The 21008-nt window shown below is 39.7% G+C and carries 19 protein-coding genes; 7 read left to right on the top strand and 12 right to left on the bottom strand.

The features are described from left to right. Window position 1 precedes the first annotated feature (1 nt). The 6 genes from nuoD to aspS all read right to left on the bottom strand — a co-directional run bounded on the left by nuoD (window position 2) and on the right by aspS (window position 5068). Window positions 2–1237 (bottom strand): NADH dehydrogenase (quinone) subunit D, encoded by a 1236-nt coding sequence (gene nuoD, locus EQG61_RS03665; protein ID WP_129460532.1) that lies wholly within the window; start codon window positions 1235–1237, stop codon window positions 2–4. Window positions 1238–1255: 18 nt separating this feature from the next. Further along, a complete protein-coding gene (locus EQG61_RS03670) occupies window positions 1256–1774 on the bottom strand; it encodes an NADH-quinone oxidoreductase subunit C (RefSeq protein ID WP_129460533.1) in 519 nt (172 codons plus the stop codon). Window positions 1775–1776: 2 nt separating this feature from the next. Further along, window positions 1777–2322 (bottom strand): NADH-quinone oxidoreductase subunit B, encoded by a 546-nt coding sequence (locus EQG61_RS03675; protein WP_129460534.1) that lies wholly within the window; start codon window positions 2320–2322, stop codon window positions 1777–1779. A gap of 12 nt (window positions 2323–2334) precedes the next feature. Beyond that, the gene (locus EQG61_RS03680) at window positions 2335–2700 is read right to left on the bottom strand and encodes an NADH-quinone oxidoreductase subunit A (RefSeq protein ID WP_129460535.1); all 366 of its coding nucleotides are present in this window, start codon (window positions 2698–2700) and stop codon (window positions 2335–2337) included. A 202-nt stretch (window positions 2701–2902) separates the two neighbouring features. Continuing rightward, a complete protein-coding gene (locus EQG61_RS03685) occupies window positions 2903–3103 on the bottom strand; it encodes a cold-shock protein (RefSeq protein WP_129460536.1) in 201 nt (66 codons plus the stop codon). 219 nt (window positions 3104–3322) lie between these two features. Further along, a complete protein-coding gene (aspS, locus tag EQG61_RS03690; protein ID WP_129460537.1) occupies window positions 3323–5068 on the bottom strand; it encodes an aspartate--tRNA ligase in 1746 nt (581 codons plus the stop codon). Between the two features lie 190 nt (window positions 5069–5258). Between aspS and EQG61_RS03695 the strand changes: the two genes are divergently transcribed. Together EQG61_RS03695 and EQG61_RS03700 are read left to right on the top strand one after the other, a co-directional pair. After that, window positions 5259–6260 (top strand): TlpA family protein disulfide reductase, encoded by a 1002-nt coding sequence (locus tag EQG61_RS03695; RefSeq protein ID WP_235829021.1) that lies wholly within the window; start codon window positions 5259–5261, stop codon window positions 6258–6260. A 173-nt stretch (window positions 6261–6433) separates the two neighbouring features. Beyond that, complete coding sequence (locus EQG61_RS03700) at window positions 6434–6781, top strand: toxin-antitoxin system YwqK family antitoxin (RefSeq protein WP_129460539.1); 348 nt, start codon at window positions 6434–6436, stop codon at window positions 6779–6781. Window positions 6782–6835: 54 nt separating this feature from the next. Here EQG61_RS03700 and EQG61_RS03705 read toward each other — a convergent pair whose 3' ends face one another. Genes EQG61_RS03705 through EQG61_RS03725 form a run of 5 tightly spaced genes read right to left on the bottom strand, consistent with a single transcriptional unit; the run spans window position 6836 to window position 13934 of the window. After that, the gene (locus EQG61_RS03705) at window positions 6836–10303 is read right to left on the bottom strand and encodes an efflux RND transporter permease subunit (protein ID WP_129460540.1); all 3468 of its coding nucleotides are present in this window, start codon (window positions 10301–10303) and stop codon (window positions 6836–6838) included. Window positions 10304–10332: 29 nt separating this feature from the next. Further along, window positions 10333–11475 (bottom strand): efflux RND transporter periplasmic adaptor subunit, encoded by a 1143-nt coding sequence (locus tag EQG61_RS03710; RefSeq protein ID WP_129460541.1) that lies wholly within the window; start codon window positions 11473–11475, stop codon window positions 10333–10335. Window positions 11476–11494: 19 nt separating this feature from the next. Continuing rightward, window positions 11495–12835: a TolC family protein gene (locus EQG61_RS03715; protein WP_129460542.1), complete on the bottom strand. Its 1341-nt coding sequence runs from the start codon at window positions 12833–12835 to the stop codon at window positions 11495–11497. 11 nt (window positions 12836–12846) lie between these two features. Then, on the bottom strand, window positions 12847–13440 hold the full coding sequence (locus EQG61_RS03720) for a TetR/AcrR family transcriptional regulator (RefSeq protein WP_129460543.1): 594 nt from the start codon (window positions 13438–13440) through the stop codon (window positions 12847–12849). Window positions 13441–13442: 2 nt separating this feature from the next. After that, window positions 13443–13934, bottom strand: a complete 492-nt coding sequence (locus EQG61_RS03725) for a YceI family protein (protein ID WP_129460544.1) — start codon at window positions 13932–13934, stop codon at window positions 13443–13445. Between the two features lie 167 nt (window positions 13935–14101). On the opposite strand from EQG61_RS03725, the gene EQG61_RS03730 reads away from it, so the two are divergent. Genes EQG61_RS03730 through EQG61_RS03740 form a run of 3 tightly spaced genes read left to right on the top strand, consistent with a single transcriptional unit; the run spans window position 14102 to window position 16138 of the window. Continuing rightward, complete coding sequence (locus EQG61_RS03730; protein ID WP_129460545.1) at window positions 14102–15076, top strand: polyprenyl synthetase family protein; 975 nt, start codon at window positions 14102–14104, stop codon at window positions 15074–15076. A 4-nt stretch (window positions 15077–15080) separates the two neighbouring features. Further along, entirely contained in the window at window positions 15081–15770 is a 690-nt protein-coding gene (locus tag EQG61_RS03735; protein WP_129460546.1) for a hypothetical protein, read from the top strand. 14 nt (window positions 15771–15784) lie between these two features. Beyond that, the gene (locus EQG61_RS03740; RefSeq protein ID WP_129460547.1) at window positions 15785–16138 is read left to right on the top strand and encodes a hypothetical protein; all 354 of its coding nucleotides are present in this window, start codon (window positions 15785–15787) and stop codon (window positions 16136–16138) included. Here the strand turns inward: EQG61_RS03740 and EQG61_RS03745 are convergent. After that, window positions 16135–16662 carry a hypothetical protein gene (locus tag EQG61_RS03745; RefSeq protein ID WP_129460548.1) on the bottom strand — a complete coding sequence of 176 codons (528 nt, stop codon included), beginning with the start codon at window positions 16660–16662 and terminating at the stop codon, window positions 16135–16137. The two genes, EQG61_RS03740 and EQG61_RS03745, sit on opposite strands and share 4 nt — an antisense overlap. 117 nt (window positions 16663–16779) lie before the next feature. On the opposite strand from EQG61_RS03745, the gene EQG61_RS03750 reads away from it, so the two are divergent. Further along, window positions 16780–19557 (top strand): 2-oxoglutarate dehydrogenase E1 component, encoded by a 2778-nt coding sequence (locus tag EQG61_RS03750; protein ID WP_129460549.1) that lies wholly within the window; start codon window positions 16780–16782, stop codon window positions 19555–19557. A gap of 173 nt (window positions 19558–19730) precedes the next feature. Beyond that, window positions 19731–20963 (top strand): 2-oxoglutarate dehydrogenase complex dihydrolipoyllysine-residue succinyltransferase, encoded by a 1233-nt coding sequence (gene odhB, locus EQG61_RS03755; RefSeq protein WP_129460550.1) that lies wholly within the window; start codon window positions 19731–19733, stop codon window positions 20961–20963. The last annotated feature ends 45 nt before the right edge of the window (window positions 20964–21008 follow it).

The following is a 21008-nucleotide window of genomic DNA, read 5'->3' on the forward strand; positions in this document are numbered from 1 at the left end:
GTTAAGCGTCTAATTCGCCCGCAATTACATTTAAACTGGATAAAATCACAATCGCATCCGAAAGCATTGCGCCTTTAATCATTTCCGGATAAGCTTGATAATAGATATAACAAGGTCTTCTGAATTTTAAACGATACGGCGTACGACTACCGTCAGCGATTAAATAAAAACCTAATTCACCGTTTCCGGCTTCTACTGAATGGTAAATTTCTTCCACAGGTACAGGAACTTCACCCATCACAATTTTAAAGTGATAAATTAAGCTTTCCATATTGTGGTATACGTCTTCTTTTGGAGGAAGGTAATAGTCGGGAACGTCAGCGTGGTAAGGGCCTTCAGGTAATTTGGCTAAGGCTTGACGAATAATCGACAAACTTTCCCAAACTTCAGCGTTACGCACACAAAAACGATCGTAAGTATCACCCGATTGTCCAACAGGGATATCAAATTCAAAATCTTCGTAAGAAGAATAGGGGGCTGCTTTACGTACATCATAATCGATACCTGCTGCACGTAGGTTCGGACCCGTAAATCCGTATTGCATAGCGCGTTCAGCAGAAATTGGACCCACATTTACCGTACGATCAATGAAGATACGGTTACGCTCAAAAAGGTTTTCAAATTCTTTCCAAACGGCAGGAAATTCATCCAAGAAAGCATTCAGTTTTTTGAAAGCTTCCTCTGACCATTCGCGTTCAAATCCGCCAATACGTCCCATATTGGTGGTTAAACGTGCACCACAAATTTCCTCATAAATCTCATAGATTTTTTCACGGAATTGGAACACATATAAGAAACCTGTATAGGCACCTGTATCAACACCAAGAATCGAGTTACAAATAATATGGTCAGCAATACGCGCTAATTCCATTACGATAACACGTAAATATTGAGCACGTTTTGGGACTTCTATATTAAGGAGTTTTTCAACCGTCATCCACCAAGCCATATTGTTGATCGGCGATGAACAATAGTTCATACGGTCTGTCAATACATTGATTTGGTAAAAAGCACGGTTTTCGGCAATTTTTTCAAAAGCACGGTGGATGTAACCAATAGTAGGTTCGGCATCCAAAATACGCTCCCCGTCCATCAACAAGATGTTTTGGAAAATCCCGTGGGTGGCAGGGTGGGTCGGACCTAAATTCAAGATCGAAAGTTCGCTTCCGTCTTCATTACGGCGACTTTCAATGATCTTGGCATAACGATGCTCCGGGGTTAATAATAAATCGGACATGTATATGTGTGAGTTATATTAGCAATTAACAGTGGTTCTTCCGAAGAAACGGTCGTCTTTATCGGTACGGCCTCCGTCTTCCATAGGGAATTCCTTACGCAACGGGAAGGATTCCATTTCATCCATATTTAAAATGCGTTTCAATTGGGGATGACCTTTGAAATCAACGCCATAAAAGTCAAACGCTTCACGTTCCATCCAATTAGCGGATAAAAACAAATCCGTGATGGTGTCAATTACAGGGTTTTCATTCAAATAAGCACGTACTCGAATACGTGTATTTTCTACCCAATTGTGCAATTGATACACCACAGCAAATTGATGGTCAGCATCGTTGTCAGGGTAATGTACCGCGGCTAAATCAGTTAAGAAATGGAAATTCAACTCTTCCTCTTCTTTCAGGAATTGAATAACGGCATGAATGATAGAAGCGTTGGCTTCGAATGAAAAAATATCACGTTGCATTTCAAAACGAAATACATTTTCGCCGAATTGTTGTGTGAGTTTTTCCTGAATGTGTACGGTTTCTAAAGCCATAATTACAGGTTATAAGAAGCTAATAATTCTTTATATTCCGGTGAGTTTCTGCGACGAACGGATTCGTTTTTCACCAATTCTTGCAATTGCATTACTCCCTGAACAATTTGTTCTGGACGCGGCGGGCAACCTGGTACGTATACGTCAACAGGGATTACTTTGTCGATTCCTTGTAAAACAGAATAGGTGTCAAAAATACCGCCTGAAGTGGCACAAGCACCAACAGCAATTACCCAACGGGGTTCGCTCATTTGCTCATAAACCTGACGTAAAATCGGTGCCATTTTTTTTGAAATGGTACCCATTACTAACAACATATCGGCCTGACGAGGAGAAAAACTCACACGCTCAGAACCGAATCGCGCTAAATCATAATGGGATGCCATGGTAGCCATAAATTCGATACCACAACAAGATGTAGCAAAAGGAAGTGGCCATAAAGAATTGGCTCTCGCTAAACCTACCACATCACTTAATTTGGTTGCGAAGAATCCTTCGCCTGTAACTCCATCTGGTGGAGCAACCATTTTTGTTTTATTTTCTTCCATAGCTTTTCAAAATTATTCCCACTCTAAGGCTTTCTTCTTGATAATGTAGAAGAAACCTACCAATAAAAGGGACATGAAAATTACCATTTTAATCATTCCTTCATAACCCAACTCTTTGAAGTTCACTGCCCAAGGGTACAAGAAAATAACTTCAACGTCGAATAGAACGAAAAGTATGGCAACCAAGAAATATTTTACAGAGAAAGGAATACGCGCATTTCCAATCGATTCAATACCACATTCAAAGTTCTTGTCTTTGCTTTGAGAATGGCGTTTTGGTCCTAAAAAGTTGGACCCAATAATCGTTAAAGCCACAAAGGCAACGGAAATCCCGACCTGAATCAGAATCGGTAAAAAGTCAGTTTGTGTAGACTGCATACTACTACGTTTTTAGACGTTTTTAAAATAGCCACAAATATACATCGCAATATTGAAAACGCAAAGGTGTAAGGGGAGCGATTGCCGATAAAATGACCTTTTTCGTTTATTTAAATTAATTCTAAATAACTGAAGTTGAGTCCAAAAAAAAACACCCCAAAAAATGAGGTGTTTTCATACGGTAATCAGAAATCTATATATTTTAGTTTTCAAGAATTACTACATTAGTGGCTAATTTTCCTTTGCGTCCGTCTTCTTCTTCATAAGATACTCGATCGCCTTCTTTTAAGCCTTCTCCTTTTAAACCGCTTGCATGAACAAAAATGTCTTTGCCGGTTTCGTCATTCACAATAAATCCAAATCCCTTGGATTCATTAAAAAATTTAACTTTTCCTGTTTGCATTGTAATGGGTAATATTTATTTAATAATGCTAAAGTTAAAATTAATAATTGGACCAACAAATTTTTAATGTTAAAAAAATAAAAACTTTACAAAAAAATATTTTTAGAATTGAAAAGTGCTATAAAGTTTGTGGTTTATTTTTAATAATTTAACAATAAAAAATCGCGCCTTTTAAAAATATGCTAAAAGACGCGATTTGATTATGTATTCATTTAGGATTTATGCTAAACGAATGTGCAATTCTTCCAATTGTGCAGTATCAATCACTGATGGGGCATCAATCATAACATCACGACCTGAATTGTTTTTTGGGAAAGCAATAAAATCACGAATGGTTTCTTGGCCTCCTAAAATAGCCACTAATCGATCCAAACCAAAAGCTAAACCACCGTGAGGCGGTGCACCAAATTGGAAGGCATTCATTAAGAAACCAAATTGGGACTCGGCTTGTTCTTTCGTAAATCCGAGTAATTCAAACATGCGTGCTTGTAATTCTTTATCGTGAATGCGAATCGATCCACCGCCAATTTCATTCCCGTTTAACACCATGTCGTAGGCATTGGCGCGCACTTTTCCTGGTGCTGTTGTGATTAATTCAAAATCTTCAGGTTTGGGTGAGGTGAAAGGGTGATGCATTGCGTGATAACGGCCACTTTCTTCGTCCCATTCTAATAATGGAAAATCAACAACCCATAAAGGAGCAAATTCGTCCGGTTTGCGTAAGCCCAATCGAGTTGCCATTTCCATACGTAATGCCGATAATTGGGTACGGGTTTTGTGAGCAGCTCCCGACAATACCAAAATAAGATCGCCAGGTTTCGCTCCCGTTGCTTCCGCCCATTTTTTTAAATCGTCTTGATCATAGAATTTGTCAACGGAAGATTTCAATGAACCATCGGCTTCGTATTTTACATAAACCATACCGAGCGCGCCAATTTGTGGGCGTTTTACCCAATCAATCAACGCGTCAATTTCCTTCCGCGAGTAGCCTGCACAGCCTGGAACCGCAATTCCGACTACCAATTCTGCATTGTTAAATACCGCAAAGTCTTTGTGTTGGGCTACGGCATTCAATTCGCCAAATTTCATGTCAAAACGAATGTCGGGTTTATCATTACCATACGTTTTCATTGCATAATCATAGGTCATGCGCGGAAACTCAGCAACATCAATACCGCGTAATGTTTTTAGTAAATGACGGGTTAAACCTTCAAATACATTAAGAATATCCTCTTGTTCCACAAAAGCCATTTCACAATCGATTTGTGTAAATTCAGGTTGACGGTCTGCACGTAAATCTTCGTCGCGGAAACATTTTACAATTTGAAAATATTTATCCATGCCGCCCACCATCAATAATTGTTTGAAGGTTTGAGGTGATTGGGGTAGGGCATAAAACTGTCCTTCATTCATGCGGCTTGGCACTACGAAATCACGAGCGCCTTCTGGAGTTGATTTGATCAAATAAGGGGTTTCCACTTCGCAAAAATCCAAATCTGATAAGTATTTTCGGACTTCCATGGCTACTTTGTGGCGGAACAATAAGGCATTTTTTACCGGATTACGACGAATATCCAAATAGCGGTATTTCATGCGTAAATCTTCGCCTCCATCGGTTTCATCTTCAATAGTAAAGGGTGGCAATTGCGCTTCATTGAGCACGGTCAATTCGTTTACTAAAATCTCAATATCACCCGTGGCCATATTTGGGTTTTTTGACTCGCGTTCGATCACAGTTCCTTTTACTTGAACCACAAATTCACGACCCAATGATTTTGCCATTTGAATCACAGCAGCATCCGTACGTTGTTCGTCAAAAATTAACTGGGTAATTCCGTAACGGTCACGTAAATCGGCCCAAATCATAAATCCTTTATCACGTGTTTTTTGAACCCAACCGGCCAAAGTTACTTCTTGTGCAATATGTGTAGCGTTCAATTCGCCACAGTGATGACTTCTGTACATGGTAATTTTATTTAGTAAAAAACGAATTCTTGGGTGCAAAAGTAACGAAAACTAAACGAATTGCCTGAGAAAAAATTGGCAGTAAAAAGTGATTTTGTATTACAAGAATTTAATCGCCTCACACGACAAAACTTTGTTAAATTCTATTTGAGGCGCGATATTTCATTATATTTGGGTAACTAATTCTGAAATGAAAACCATGAAAAAAATGATGACTCTACTTGCTCTGACTTTTACGGTCCTAACTTGGGCGCAAGAGCAAGTGAAATTTACAGCGGATATTCGAAACAAAACCGCGGATGTGATTACCATTAAAAACAATATGGGTAAGGATATCCAACAAATTAAAGCCAACGACAAAGGGATTTTTGAAGCTACATTTGGAGTAGCTGAAGGAATGTATTTTTTGTTTGATGGTCAAGAATATGCCTCATTATATTTGAAAAATGGCTTTGATTTAACCGTGAAATTAGATGCTAAAAATTTTGATGAAACCCTTTTGTTTTCGGGTAAAGGAGCTTTAGAAAATAATTATTTAGCCGATAAAACACGTTCCGGTGAACAAATGGAAGAAACGTTCATGAAGTTAACTACAGACGCTGAAGTGGATAAATTTTGTGAAGATCAAAAGAATGAAGGTTTTAAAAAATTAGAATCGGGAAGCTACGATGCCAAATTTGTCTCTTTGTCCAAGTTAATGTTGGTCCAAGAATTAATGCAATTAAAAAAGTATTACAAAGAAAACAAAGAGAAAGCCAAATTGAACGGTTCCCAGGCACCTGCCTTTGAATATGTTGATGTGAATGGGAAGAAGGTGAAGTTGGACGACTTTAAAGGAAAGTATGTTTATATTGATATATGGGCAACTTGGTGCGGACCTTGTCGTGCAGAAATTCCCCATTTGAAAAAAGCAGAAGAGAAATACCATGGCAAAAATTTAGCTTTCGTAAGTATCTCTGTGGATGTGGATAAAGATTTTGAAAAATGGAAAAAATTTGTGGCCGATAAAGAATTAGGAGGCACACAATTATTTGCAGACAAAAACTGGGAGTCTGATTTTATGAAGCATTTTGGGGTAACTTCAATTCCACGTTTTTTGTTGATTGACCCACAAGGAAAGGTGCTTTATGCGGATGCAAATCGTCCATCTGACCCAGGTTTAATTGAAATTTTAGATAATTTGCTGAAATAAGTAATTTTATAAAAATCATTGAAACCGTCAGTATTTACAGGTGCTGACGGTTTTTTTATGGGTTTTCCAATGTTAAGTTTTACTCCAATGTTACCAAATTGTTAAGTAATTGTTTGGTTTGTGTAAAAGAGTTCGATACATTTGTGTATCAATAATTTGTAAATCCTACTAAAATGAAAAGATATATCGCAATGGCAGCTTTGTTAATCGGTGGATTAGCTACTGCTCAACAAAACAAACCGGTGTTGGAAGAAGTGAATGGTATGGTGAAAGTAACCTACTATTATGAAAACGGAAAAGTTCAACAAGAAGGTTTTTATAAAGATGGTAAATTAGAAGGCAAATGGATATCTTACGATGAAAACGGAAATAAAATTGCCATCGCAGAATATACAGACGGAAATAAAACTGGTAAATGGTTTTTCTGGACAGACAAGAATTTATCAGAAGTAGATTATACGCAAGGCGCTATTGCTGAAGTTAAAGTATGGAATAGAGAAGCTTTAGCAGGTAAAAACTAAAAGGAAATTTAATTCAATAAAAAAGGGACGTTAGCAATAACGTCCCTTTTTTATTTAGGCTTCTGATTGTAAGCGCGCTGCTCTGCGATCGCGCAAACGGTATTTAATGCGTTTCACTAAGAAGAACATTACTGGAACAATCACCAAGGTTAAAATGGTAGCATAGGTTAATCCAAAGATAATGGTCCACGCTAACGGTCCCCAGAAAATTACGTTGTCCCCACCAATAAAGATATGTGGATTCAAGTCGGTAATTAACGAGAAGAAGTCAAAGTTTAAACCAATGGCCAACGGAATTAAACCGAGTACTGCGGTTAATGCTGTTAACAATACCGGACGTAGACGCGATTTTCCTGATTCAATGATAACTTCTTTAATTTCATCTAAAGTCAAATCATCGTGCGTCTCTGCACCTTTTTCTTCAACTTTTCGGTCCATTAATAAAACAAAGAAGTCCATTAATACGATACCGTTTTTCACTACAATTCCCGCCAGCGAGATAATTCCCATCATGGTCATCAAAATCACGAAATCCATATTGGCAATAACATAACCGTAAAACACTCCACTGAAACTCAACAATACCGTAAAGAGGATTACCAATGTCTTCGAAATTGAGTTAAACTGCAATACAATAATGATGGTAATACCTGCAATGGCAAGCAAGAAAGCAATATTCAAGAACGTTTGGTTTTTACCTTGTTCTTCTTGAACTCCTGAGAAGCCATAGGTGATGTTTTTAGGCAACTTATAGCTTTCCATTTGTTGTTTGATTTCTTTGGTAATCGCATCACCATTGAAACCGGTCAACACATTCGAGTAAATCGTCATTACGCGTTTGTGGTTTTTACGCTTAATCATATTAAACGTCTCCGTTTTCTTGTTATGCGATACCGCAGCGATAGGCACCTGCATGATTTGTCCATTATTCGGATTACGGAACGTCATCGATTGGTTGAACAAGATGTTTTCGTTTTTACGTTGGTCGTCTTGCATACGCATCACGATATTGTAATCGTCATCACCTTCTTTGTAGGTTGAAATTTCTTGTCCGTAGACCGAACGGCGTAAAGTGAATCCCACTTGACCTGTAGAAATTCCTAAACTTCCTGCATTGGCGCGGTCCACTTGAACTTCAAGCTCCGGACTGTTTTTATTGATGTCTACTTGAAGTTTTTCAATACCTTCGATGTTTTTCGAATTGATGTAAGCAATAATCTTTTGGGATTCTGCCAACATTTCATTGTAATCTTCACCTTTCAATTCTAAACTGATTGGGTATCCTGCTGGAGGTCCGTTGGAATCTTTTTCAACCGTAACCGTTGCACCGGGAATACCTTTTACCAAACCGCGGATTTCCTCCAATAATTCAGCTGTATTTACGCCACGTCTAAATTTAAACTCACGGAAATTTACGGTTACTTTTCCTTTGTAAGGCGTTTCATTGGCGGAACCGGCATCCACATTGGGATTACCTGCGCCCACACCTACTTGAGAAACGATAGATTCAGCAAGATAATTTTCATTATCCGATTTGTCGATGTATTTGTCTAGAATCTTAATGATTTGTTTTTCAACAAATAAGGTGGCCTTGTTGGTTTTGTCAATGTCCGTTCCCTGAGGATACTCAATGTAAGTAATGACCTGATTCGGAATATTATCTGGGAAGAACAAAACTTTTCTCGGGAATACTCCCACCAATACAAAGGATAAGATCAACATTCCGATGATACCGAAAAAGGCATACCACGCTTTTCTTCCGGTAAGGATTTTAGCTAAAAACACTTTGTATTTTTCTTCCATTCTTGGGAAGAAGCTGTGTTGGAAATCTTGTGTCCATTGGTAAATTTTCACATGATACGCCCACATCATACCCAAAACCAAAACAGCAATGTGTCCCATAGATTTCAAGAAAACACCACCTGTAGTGTAACCAGCTACTAAGAAAATTACGGCAGCTATACCTATATATAGGGTGTTTCTTCGAATGCTCTTTTTGGAAACATTTCGGTCTTCAATATCCATCGAACCACCCGTCATGGCGGCATTCACAACCATCGCCACAAACAAAGAGGCACCTAAAGTTACCGATAACGTCATCGGGAAGTAAATCATGAATTTACCCATAGTGCCCGGCCATAAGGCAAATGGCAAGAACGCCATTAAGGTTGTTGCTGTTGAGGAAATTACGGGCCATGCAATTTCGCCAATCCCTAACTTAGATGCTTGGATTCGCGACATTCCTTTCTTCATGTTGGCAAAAACGTTGTCAACCACCACAATACCGTCGTCTACTAACATTCCTAGTCCCATTACCAAACCAAACAATACCATCGTATTTAAGGTTTTGCCCATCGAAGCCAACAGTGCAAAAGCAATGAACATCGACAACGGAATGGCTGCTCCTACGAATAACGAGTTGCGTAATCCCATAGTAAACATCAACACAATCATTACCAAGATAATCCCGAAGATAATGTGGTTGGATAATTCGTTCACTTGGTGTTCTACGCGTGATGATTGGTCACTCGTAAACTCAATCGATAAGTTTTTTGGCAAATAATTAGCTTGTGCTTCGGTAACTTTTTCACGAGCTTGTTCGATCGCCGAAATCATGTTTTGACCCGAGCGTTTTTTCACGTTCAGCATCACCACTTCTTTTCCGCGTTCACGGGCGTAGGTAGTGCGCTCTTTTTCTTTAAAACTAATGGTCGCGATGTCTTTCAAATAAACAGAACCTCCGAAAGATTTTACAATGATGTTGTTCAATTCTGCAGGATCTTTCATTTCCCCGATGATACGGATGTTGTTACGCGATCCTTGTGAAATCAAATTTCCTCCAGAAAGCGTCATGTTTTCGTTGCGAACAGTATTTTGAATGTCGTCAAAACTCACTTGAGCCGCCGTCATTTTGAAGATATCTACCGCAATTTCCACTTCTTTATTGTCCACACCCAAGATGTCCACCTTTTTCACTTCGGGAACTTCTTCGATATCATCCTGAAGTTTTTCCCCAAATTTCTTCAACTGTTGGGCCGTGTAATCGCCTTTTAAGTTGATGTTTAAAATCGGCACTTCTTCAGAAATGTTCAATTCAAATACGTTGGGTTCGACTTTACTTCCGTTATCCAAATTCGGCCAGTCGGTATCGGCTTTGGCATTGTCAACTTTGTCTTTGATTTTTTGTTTGGCCAATTCGATGCCAATTTTATCATCAAATTCAACAATGATCATCCCGTAATCCTGGAACGAACTCGACGTAATTTTGTTAACCCCACTAATGTTTTTAAACTCTTTTTCCAGTGGTTTAATGACCAATTTCTCTACGTCTTCTGCGGAATTTCCTGGGAATACAGAGGAGACATAGACTTTGTTTTCAATGATTTCAGGGAAATCTTCTCGAGGCATCGAGATGTAGGAGTAAATTCCCGCCACCACGATGATGAAGGTTAGGATGTACACCGTAACTCGGTTGTCCACAGCCCAACTGGAGATGCTAAATTCTTTGTTATGTTTGCTCATATTTGTTGTAATGAGTTGATTTTATATGATTAAAAATTCAATTTCATTCCTTCTGAAATCGTATTCACACCGTCTGTTACAATCAATTCCTCAGCAGCTAAACCACTTAAGATTTCAGTGAAATTATCCGACGATTGTCCTGTTTTTACAACCACTTTTTTCGCTTTAGCGGTTTTTCCGTTGACTTCTGAAGCTACATAAACATAACTTTCACCATTCGCGTCTTTTTGAATAACATTGGTAGGGACTACTAATGCCTTTTTATTTACATAATCAATGATGCGTAATTTCGCCACTTGATTCGGGCGTAGCAATCCTTGTGGGTTGGGTACAGTTACTTCGATACCGAAACTACGGTTGCTTGGGTTGATGAAATTCCCCACTTGGCGCACTTTTCCTTTGTAGGTTTTTCCTAAAGAAGTTAAGAAAACATCCACTTCGGTACCCACTTTTAATTTGCCTACATAGGTTTCTGGAACAGTTGTAGAAACATACATGTTACTCACATTTACAATGCGCATTAACCCTTGAGCACTTGGCGAAACTACTTGTCCTTTTTCTACAAAAACTTCATCAATGGTTCCTGTAAAGGGAGCGCGAATGATCGTTTTTGCTAATTGTGCTTTCAATTGTGCGACTCCTTTTTGAGCCGTAATCATATTGGTTTGGGCTTGCAAATACTGCATTTCCGATCCAATTTTTTTGTCCCAAAGATTTTTCTGACGGTCAAAATTGGTTTTTGCTAAGGCATATTGATTTTCTAAACTTGCCAATTGCTGACTCAAACCGGCATCGTCTACACGACCTAAAACTTGCCCTTTGCTTACGTGCTGACCCGCTTTCGCATTAAGTGACACAAGTGTTCCACTAAATTCAGGTTGGATCAAGATGTTTTCTTTAGTGTCAACATTACCTTGCACTTCTAAGTAATGGTTAAAAACGGTGTCTTTTACCGCTTGAACACTAACCAACGCTTCGTCTACTTTAACGTTCAGTTCAGTCAATGCTGCGTCGATCTTGTTGATGTCTGCTTGCAAAGCGGCTTTTTTTAACTGCAATTCTTTTGCGTTTTTAGCTTCAATTAAGGCGTCAATGTTGCCCGAAGCGTCTTCTTTTTTACCACAAGCTACTAATAGTGTTGTGACTAAAACAAGGGTGATATATTTTTTCATGGATATAGGGAGTATTTATTTAGTTTTTATTGAGTAATTTTTCTAATGCTGCTCTCTTGGTAATCACGTCTACCATCGCTTGTAGATAGGTTTGTTGTGCCGTGTACAATTGGCGTTGTGCGTCGGTAAGGTCAAAACTCGAGGTCAAACCTTCTTTGAATTTCACTTGGTTTTTCGATTCGATGCGTTCTGCCAAATTCAAATTGTTTTTGGAGGTGCCCAACTGTTCCAAACTGAACTCATAATCGCTTTTTGCTTTTTCAAATTGTAGTTTTAACTTTTGTTCCGTTTCTGTTAGTCGAGTTTTCGATTGCTCCACAGCAATTTTTGCTTGTTGGGTACGAGCACTTCGCCCTAAACTACTGAAAATTGGAACAGTTAATCCAACACCTAAATTGGAATAATTAAACCACTGTTGGTCTGAATTAAAAAACGTGAATTTATTTCCGAAGGAATTGGCTCCAAAGTTTACTTGAGCACCCAAAGAGGGTAATGCTTTACTTTTTTCCAATTTCAACAACAACTCAGAACTGGTTAAGGTATTTTGACCAATTTGATAATCAATGTTGTTTTTTACCTCAAATTGTTCTTTTAAAATCGCCAAATCCATGTTGGTTTGGGTCAGATAATCTAGTTTATCTTTTAAAGTAAGTTGGTCTTCCAAATTTACACCTAAAACTAATTTTAACATATCTAAGGCGATACGTTTTTGGCGTTTTACATTCTCCAAAGCGCTATTCACTGAAGCTAATGTGATTTGTAACTGCTCCACATTTTCCTCTTCTGTGAATCCGTTTTTGTAGATTTCACGGGTATCGTTTAAGGTTTTTTCCAAAGCCGCTTTGTTGCGTTCGAAAATCACGATACTCTCATCCGCTAAAAGCACATTGCCATACGAAGTAGTCACGATTTCGCGCAATTCTTGGTTGGTTTTTACTTTCGCATTTTCAGAAATTTTTAAATACGTTTTAGCGGATTGTAAACCTACTAAATAGGAGCCGTCAAAAATCAACTGACTAAGCGTTAACGCCGCATTCATATTGTGTTTGGTTCCAAAAGTAACCGGAATGAATTCGCCCGGTTGTCCTCCAAAAAATTCAGCAGGAATTAACGATTTCTGTAATTTAAAATTGTCTTGATAGTTGACACTGCCACTGATTTGAGGTAACCCCATTGTGGTGGTTTCCCATTTTTTCTTTTTGGCCGCCTCCACATCACGGTTGGCATTGATCGCCGAATAATTATGCTGAATAGCATGATCAATGGCTTCTTTTAAAGAAAACGCATACGACTGCGGCTGTTCTTGTGCCATGAGTGCCATCGGGAGCATGAGGAGAATTGCATAGAGTTTAGTTCTCATGAGATTGATGATTAAGTATGGATTGATAATTGTTTTTCTAATTCTACTAAGCCCGCCGATGTAGCGATGGCTCGGGTGTGGTATTCTAAGGCTTTGGCTTCCAATTCATACGCCTCTTTTTCGAGCATTGTATTGCCGTTGATGTCAAAAATCAAGGTGTAATAAAACCGAACAGCAGCATCAACATCCACATTTTCACGGTACAAACCTTCGGATATTCCTTTTTCAATATTGCTGCGAAACATGTGGCGACAATCTTCCATTTCATTGACAATCAATTTGTCATAAATTTCAGGATAGTGCTTTTTCAATTGATAAGCAGGTGAATGATCAAAGGTTTGAAACATTTCTTTGAACATGTTGCGCATTTCAAAATTCTCTTCAATAGCATTGTAGTTGCGGGCAACCACTTCGTCCATTAGGGTGTGAATTTTTTGATGAATGACTTCTGTGCCTTCTTCAATCAACGCTTCTTTGTTGCTGAAGTATTTGTAAATCGTTTTTTTCGAAATACACATCTCACAGGCAATATCATCCATTGTAACACTTTTGAAGCCTAACTTCAAAAACATCTCCGTTGCCTTTTTGATGATTTTTTCTTTCATAATTATTGCGCTAAAGCATATTGTGTAAATTCCAAATGTGCGGTCAAATTAATGTGTTGTCCTAATGGAAATCCATCAATCATAATGGGTTCGTGATCGTTCCAACCAAACTCTCTTTTGGTCAATGTGCCATAAATTTCAAATCCGGCCTTATTGATCCCGTTTTCTTGTGTCAATGATGTCAACACAGCTTCCATTTCAACCATCTTACTCACATTGTTCATCGTGAGTATACCTTTTATGAAATTGATATTGGCATTGATTTTTTGAAAACCAACCGACTTGAAACTGATTTTTGGGGAAAAGGTCGAACGTTGGTTCGGACTCAAATCCAAATCAAATTCGATGGTCGCGTCGGTTAACGCATCATTTTCTATATGAATGGATCCTTGTGTTGAGGTAATGGTGCTGTTCAAATAACGCCCTACTCTTCGTCGGGGCTTGATGAGAACATCTGAAGCAGCCGTGTCTATGGTCCAAAATGCATGTTGCATAAGTGTGTCCTTTTTACGATTTCGGCTACAAATGTAAAATGGAAACTTTTAATACTAAAAAAGTTTCCGTGTTCTTAACAGAAATTTAACGTTGGACATTTTTGAAGAATTTATGAAGTGTTTCGTGACGGAATTCCTTAGTTTTGTCGGAATTAATTTTGAAGCACATGCAATCTTTAGCGCATTATCAATCACTTATCGCGGATTATTTTGAAACTTCATCCGTAGTGAAAGAGCCAAAAAATCTCTACGAACCCATTCAATATATTCTTTCCTTAGGTGGTAAAAGAATCCGTCCCGTACTCACGTTGATGGCGACTGAGGTTTTTGGAGAAGATTGCAAAAAAGCTTTAGCAGCTGCTACTGCTGTAGAAGTGTTTCATAATTTTTCCTTAGTGCATGACGATATCATGGATGATGCCCCGCTGCGTCGTGGTCATGAAACGGTACATGAAAAATGGAACATCAATACAGGCATCCTTTCCGGTGATGCCATGCTGATTTTAGCCTACCAACATTTTGAAGAATATGAACCCGCTGTATTTCGGGATTTGGCCAAATTGTTCAGTAAAACGGCAATCGAAGTCTGCGAAGGACAACAATACGATGTCGATTTTGAAACCCGCGATGATGTTACTTTGGATGAGTATTTGAAAATGATCGAATACAAAACCGCTGTGCTTGTTGGTGCTGCCTTGAAAATGGGTGCTATCGTGGCGCAAACATCCAAAGAAAATGCCGATTTAATCTATGATTTTGGTCGAAATTTAGGCATCGCCTTTCAATTGCAAGACGATTATCTCGATGCCTTCGGAGATCCCGAAGTATTTGGAAAACAAGTGGGCGGCGATATTATCGAAAACAAAAAAACAGTGCTTTACCTCAAAGCGCTGGAGTTTGCCAATGAAGCAACCCGCGAACAATTGATGCAGTTGTATTCCATTCAACCTGTTGACCCAACGGATAAAATAGAATCCATTAAAAGTCTTTTTGAATCAACAGGCGCCGTAGCTGCAACACGTGAAGCTATTGAATCCTACACCGCAAAAGCTTTTCAATGTTTGGACCAGTTGCAAATTAGCAGTGAAGCCAAAGCGATCTTGCACGCCTTCGGTTTGCAATTAATGGGTCGAAACGCCTAGTCAAGTGGCCATAGCCTGTTTTCCATCCCATCGGTTTTTTGTTGGAATCGCTATTTTTTTCTTTGTATTTACCTCATTCGCGCTAGCCCTCGAATCGGGAAATTTTTCCACCCAGGGTCGCGAATGGACCAACGGTTTGGTCATCGTTTATTTTGCAGGATTGGTTTGCCTTGTTTCCCAACCTTTGCGATGGTTAATGGTGCACATGGTTTGGCTTTCTTATTTGGGCGAACTCTTGTTTTGCGAACTTTTACATTGGTATTCTTACCGTACGACAGGCATTCCGCTATATGTGCCTTTCGGACATGCACTAGTGTATGCAACAGGGTATATTTTAGCGCAACAACCGGTGTTCATTCGGCAAGAGCGTTCCATTCGTAAAATTTTCATTGTGCTATTTTCTAGCGCATTTTTAGGAATTGGTCTTTTTTTAAAGGATTATTTTACGCTGGTTTTAGGATTGTTGTTTTTTCTTTTACTTCGAAGAAAACGATGGCAAAATCTCTATTTTTTTATTGCGGTTTGTGTTATCTTTATCGAACTCGTAGGCACCTATTTTCAATGTTGGACCTGGAAGCCCAACGTTTGGGGATTGCCCACTTGTAACCCGCCCATTGGGGCCGTATTTTTATATGCTGGCGGCGATGTATTGCTCGCCAAAATAGTACAAAAAGTAAATAAAATAAACGTGTAAAGAATGCTATTGAAATGCAATTTATAGCTCCCATATCAACCGATTTATTGCTCGATGAAGCGACTCGAGACGGCCTTTATCTCAAACTCATTGAACAAATCAACAAGGATTTTAATTTTGCCAATGAAGCGGTAGATTTTCATGCATCGACTACTCCCCATGAATTGAAAATTCAGTTGCATGAAAAAGTCTTTCGACTCATTCAACACAAATATGCCGAACTCTTAAATCTGCTTTACATTATTGATGTTCCCGAGGATAATCTTAAACAACTTGATGGCGCAGATACCGTGGAATTGGCCGAACAAATTGCTTTTTTAATTTTAAAAAGAGAATGGATGAAAGTGTGGTTTCGTGCCCATTATTAGAAAAATACCCGCACAAAAGGAATCAATGCATCTCCATATACGCCTTTGTCTTTTTCAAACAAAACATTGTACCGAAATCCGATGGTAATGTTTTCAAAGCGATACCCCGCTCCTAAAAACAATCCCGTATTCCAAAAATGCTCGGAATAATTACTCTGTTCGCTTTTATAATGCACGCGTAATTGTTCCAATTCCACCGAAAGTTGGACCTGTTCAATGGGTTGTACTAGTCCGATCAAACTGCCGCCATACATTTTAGAAGAAAACAAATTATCCTGATTTAAAACACTGTACTGCAATCCCGCACCAGCAGCAAGGTATTCATTAAAGTTATAAATTGCCGAAGGAGCCACAACCACATTGGTGAATCCATTGCCAATTGCTAATCCAAATGTACCTCCAAATTGTACCTGATCCCAAAAATTAGTTTTTTTCACGTCTTGTGCATTCACTGAAAAACTTAAACAGAAAAGTAAGAGGATTTGCAAAGGATTTGTTAAAATTTTAGCAAGTTTCTTTCTCATGATTTGGTATATATTTATTTAGCGATATAAATGTAGTAAAATCGTTGAAAGATTATTATAAATATCATACTTTTGCACTAATTTTTTGAAATACAAGTATACATACCCAAAAATATCATGGATAGGTTTTCCTTTTTAAATGCAGCACATACTCAGTTTTTTGCTGATTTATACGAACAATATCTTGCAAATCCAGACAGCGTTGAGCCCAGTTGGAGAGCGTTTTTTCAAGGATTTGACTTTGCTTTGGAACACTACAGTGACGAAGCGAATACCGGCGAGCAATTGGTGGTTTATGCCAATAGCGAAGGCGGTAATGCAGCGGCTTCCGAGAAGTTGCAAAAAGAGTTTAATGTTTTAAAACTAATCGATGCGTACCGCACCCGTGGTCACCTGTTCACAGAGACCAATCCCGTGCGTGATCGTCGAACCTACAGTCCGAACCTAGACATCGAGAACTTTGGTTTATCGGCCTCTGATTTGGATACGGTTTTTGATGCAGCCAAAGTTTTGGGTCATCAACCTTCTACTTTGAAAGAAATTTTAGCGCATTTAAAAAATGTATACTGCCAGCACATTGGTATCGAATATATGTACATGCGCCGCCCTGAAGTGATTCAATGGATTCAAGATCGTTTAAACATCAACGATAATTTACCCAACTTCAATGCCGATGAGAAGAAGCATATTTTAGGGAAATTGAACGAAGCGGTTTCTTTTGAAAACTTCTTACACACCAAATATGTTGGGCAAAAACGTTTCTCCCTAGAAGGTGGAGAAAGTTTGATCGCTGCTTTAGATGCAGTTATCGATGCTGCAGCCGACAAAGGAGTAGAGCAATTTGTGATGGGAATGGCCCACCGTGGTCGTTTGAACGTGTTGGCCAATATTTTTGGCAAACCTACCCAAGACATCTTCTCAGAATTTGACGGAAAAGATTACGACAAAGAATATTTCGATGGCGACGTAAAATACCACTTGGGGTTAACCGCTGAACGCAAAACCAAAAATGGTAAAAAAATCAACATCAACTTAGCACCCAATCCTTCCCATCTTGAAACCGTAGGTGCCGTGATTGAAGGTATTACCCGTGCGAAACAAGATAAATATTATGCCGACGATTTCTCGAAAGTATTGCCGATCGCCGTACATGGTGATGCTGCGGTAGCCGGTCAAGGAATCGTATATGAAATTGTACAAATGTCGCAACTCGACGGGTACAAAACAGGTGGTACGATTCACATTGTGATCAACAACCAAGTAGGTTTCACCACCAATTATTTGGATGCACGTTCGTCAACCTATTGTACCGACGTGGCTAAAGTAACGTTGTCTCCTGTATTGCACGTCAATGCGGATGATACGGAAGCCGTAGTACACGCGATGTTGTTTGCGCTTGATTTCCGTATGCAGTTCCAACGCGACGTGTTCATCGACTTGTTGGGTTACCGTAAATACGGTCACAACGAAGGGGACGAACCCCGTTTTACCCAACCCGTATTGTACAAAATCATTTCCCGTCATAAAAATCCGCGTGATATCTATGCCGAGAAATTGATCACGCAAGGTATTGTCGATGCGGCGTACCTGACCAAAATTGAAAATGAATACAAAGCGAAATTGGATGAAAACCTCCAAGAATCGCGTAAAAAAGATAAAACCATCATCAAACCGTTCATGCAAGACGAATGGAAAGGATTCGTGCAAGTATCGGATGATGAAATGTTGAAAAAAGTAGACACCAAATTTGACCGCAAGAAATTGGATCAAATTATCGAAACGGTTTCTACCTTACCTGCTGACAAAAAATTCATTAGTAAAATCCAAAAAATTGTTTCCGATCGTAAAACCATGTACGATAACAATGCCTTGGATTGGGGAACGGCTGAAACCTTGGCTTACGGAACCCTTTTGATGGAAGGATACGACATCCGTGTTTCGGGTCAAGACGTAGAACGCGGAACGTTCTCGCACCGTCATGCGGTTGTAAAAGTAGAAGATAGCGAAGAAGAAGTAATCTTATTGGATACCCTAAAAGACAAAAAAGGGAAGTTCCATATTTACAACTCCTTCCTTTCTGAATACGGTGTTTTAGGATTTGACTATGGTTACGCTTTAGCCAATCCGAATGCCTTAACCATTTGGGAAGCGCAGTTTGGGGATTTCTCCAACGGTGCCCAAATCATGATTGACCAATACATTTCTTGTGGGGAAGACAAATGGAACAACCAAAACGGTATCGTACTTTTGTTGCCACACGGTTATGAAGGACAAGGAGCCGAACACTCGTCAGCACGTATGGAGCGCTATTTACAATTGTGCGCGCGCCACAACATGTATGTTGCCGATTGTACGACACCAGCCAACTTCTTCCACTTGTTGCGTCGTCAAATGAAAACGAAATTCCGCAAACCGTTGGTGGTTTTCTCACCAAAGAGTTTGTTGCGTCACCCGTTGTGTGTGTCCACCGTTGATGAATTGGCAAAAGGTCATTTCCAAGAAACGATTGACGATAACACCGTGGATAAGAAAAACGTAAAAACCGTTGTATTCTGTACCGGTAAGTTCTATTACGACATCTTGGCCGAACGCGAAAACTTGGGCCGTAATGATGTCGCTTTGGTGCGTATCGAACAGTTGTTCCCGCTTCCTGTTGACCAATTGAAAGAAATCATCGCGTCTTATCCAAATGCCGATGATTACGTTTGGGCTCAGGAAGAACCAAAAAACATGGGCGCTTACGGCTATATGTTGATGAATTTTGATTTAGTACCATGGCGCTTGGCTTCGTTGAAAGCCTATGCCGCACCAGCAGCCGGTAGTCATACTCGTGACCGTCGTCGTCACGCCGATGCGATCCGTATGGTATTTGATAAAAATTTATTCCGTTCCTAATTTTTTTAGGAGCTAATTCCCGCTTTCCGCAGTATCTTCCCACCTAACAGGATGGCAAGGATACTTGAGCAACCTGCCTGCCGGCAGGCAGGTCGGGGCTAGGGCAACCTGCAATTAATAACGTTCCATTAAAGAACAACACATACAATACAAAACTTTTAAACTAAAGGATTATGATTTTAGAAATGAAAGTGCCTTCTCCGGGCGAATCGATTAAAGAAGTGGAAATCGCTACATGGTTAGTCCAAGATGGTGATTATGTAGAGAAAGACCAAGCGATCGCTGAGGTAGACTCGGATAAAGCCACTTTGGAATTACCGGCTGAGGCCAGTGGAATTATCACATTAAAAGCATCAGAAGGGGATGCAGTTGCTGTAGGCGCTGTAGTTTGCCTTATTGATACCGCTGCTGCAAAACCTGCAGGTGGCGCTCCAGCAGCAGCTCCTGCTAAAGAAGAAGCAAAACCAGTAGCAGAAGCGCCTAAAGCAGCTCCAGCACCGGCTCCCGCTCCAGCACCTGCAGCAACCTATGCCGCACAAACACCTTCGCCAGCAGCGCGTAAAATTTTAGAAGAAAAAAACATGCAACCTTCTGATATCGTAGGTACAGGTAAAGGCGGACGCATCACGAAAGAGGATGCTATCAATGCCGTACCTTCTATGGGAACACCAACGGGTGGTAACCGTGGTTCGGAACGTACTAAATTATCCATGTTGCGTCGTAAAGTTGCCGAACGTTTGGTGTCTGCGAAAAACGAAACCGCTATGTTGACGACGTTCAACGAAGTAGATATGACCAATATCTATGCGTTGCGTGATCAATTTAAAGACGAATTCAAAAACAAACACGGTTTAGGATTAGGCTTTATGTCGTTCTTTACCAAAGCCGTTACCCGTGCATTACAATTATATCCCGATGTGAACTCGATGATCGACGGTCAAGAAAAAGTATCGTACGATTTCTGTGATATTTCTGTAGCCGTTTCCGGACCCAAAGGGTTGATGGTTCCTGTTGTTCGTAACGCAGAAACTTTATCTTTCCGTGGAGTAGAAGCTGAAATCAAACGTTTGGCGATTCGTGCCCGCGATGGTCAAATCACTGTTGATGAAATGACGGGAGGAACGTTTACCATTTCCAATGGTGGGGTTTTCGGAAGTATGTTGAGTACCCCAATTATCAATCCTCCGCAATCCGGTATTCTAGGAATGCACAACGTAGTGGATCGTCCTATTGTGCGTAACGGTCAAATCGTGATTGCACCGGTAATGTATGTAGCCTTATCGTATGACCACCGTATTATCGACGGACGTGAGTCGGTTGGATTCTTGGTGGCCGTTAAAGAAGCTTTAGAAAATCCAGTAGAGATTTTAATGAATAATAACCCTAAAAAAGCTTTAGAGCTATAGGGTTTCTATCGTCCTCGGATGAGGCGCCTCTATATGTAAAAATCC

The sequence above is a fragment of the Flavobacterium stagni genome (genome assembly GCF_004122105.1).
GTDB classification, from domain to species: domain Bacteria; phylum Bacteroidota; class Bacteroidia; order Flavobacteriales; family Flavobacteriaceae; genus Flavobacterium; species Flavobacterium stagni.

Bases quoted from the DNA above. Each gene is read 5' to 3' on its own strand.
- aspS (WP_129460537.1), bottom strand. From the start codon at position 5,068: ATGTACAGAAGTCATCACTGTGGCGAATTGAACGCTACACATATTGCA.
- EQG61_RS03675 (WP_129460534.1), bottom strand. From the start codon at position 2,322: ATGGAAGAAAATAAAACAAAAATGGTTGCTCCACCAGATGGAGTTACA.
- EQG61_RS03720 (WP_129460543.1), bottom strand. From the start codon at position 13,440: ATGAAAGAAAAAATCATCAAAAAGGCAACGGAGATGTTTTTGAAGTTA.
- EQG61_RS03705 (WP_129460540.1), bottom strand. From the start codon at position 10,303: ATGAGCAAACATAACAAAGAATTTAGCATCTCCAGTTGGGCTGTGGAC.
- EQG61_RS03710 (WP_129460541.1), bottom strand. From the start codon at position 11,475: ATGAAAAAATATATCACCCTTGTTTTAGTCACAACACTATTAGTAGCT.
- EQG61_RS03685 (WP_129460536.1), bottom strand. From the start codon at position 3,103: ATGCAAACAGGAAAAGTTAAATTTTTTAATGAATCCAAGGGATTTGGA.
- EQG61_RS03750 (WP_129460549.1), top strand. From the start codon at position 16,780: ATGGATAGGTTTTCCTTTTTAAATGCAGCACATACTCAGTTTTTTGCT.
- EQG61_RS03700 (WP_129460539.1), top strand. From the start codon at position 6,434: ATGAAAAGATATATCGCAATGGCAGCTTTGTTAATCGGTGGATTAGCT.
- EQG61_RS03725 (WP_129460544.1), bottom strand. From the start codon at position 13,934: ATGCAACATGCATTTTGGACCATAGACACGGCTGCTTCAGATGTTCTC.
- EQG61_RS03695 (WP_235829021.1), top strand. From the start codon at position 5,259: ATGAAAACCATGAAAAAAATGATGACTCTACTTGCTCTGACTTTTACG.
- EQG61_RS03670 (WP_129460533.1), bottom strand. From the start codon at position 1,774: ATGGCTTTAGAAACCGTACACATTCAGGAAAAACTCACACAACAATTC.
- nuoD (WP_129460532.1), bottom strand. From the start codon at position 1,237: ATGTCCGATTTATTATTAACCCCGGAGCATCGTTATGCCAAGATCATT.
- EQG61_RS03745 (WP_129460548.1), bottom strand. From the start codon at position 16,662: ATGAGAAAGAAACTTGCTAAAATTTTAACAAATCCTTTGCAAATCCTC.
- odhB (WP_129460550.1), top strand. From the start codon at position 19,731: ATGATTTTAGAAATGAAAGTGCCTTCTCCGGGCGAATCGATTAAAGAA.
- EQG61_RS03740 (WP_129460547.1), top strand. From the start codon at position 15,785: ATGCAATTTATAGCTCCCATATCAACCGATTTATTGCTCGATGAAGCG.
- EQG61_RS03680 (WP_129460535.1), bottom strand. From the start codon at position 2,700: ATGCAGTCTACACAAACTGACTTTTTACCGATTCTGATTCAGGTCGGG.
- EQG61_RS03730 (WP_129460545.1), top strand. From the start codon at position 14,102: ATGCAATCTTTAGCGCATTATCAATCACTTATCGCGGATTATTTTGAA.
- EQG61_RS03715 (WP_129460542.1), bottom strand. From the start codon at position 12,835: ATGAGAACTAAACTCTATGCAATTCTCCTCATGCTCCCGATGGCACTC.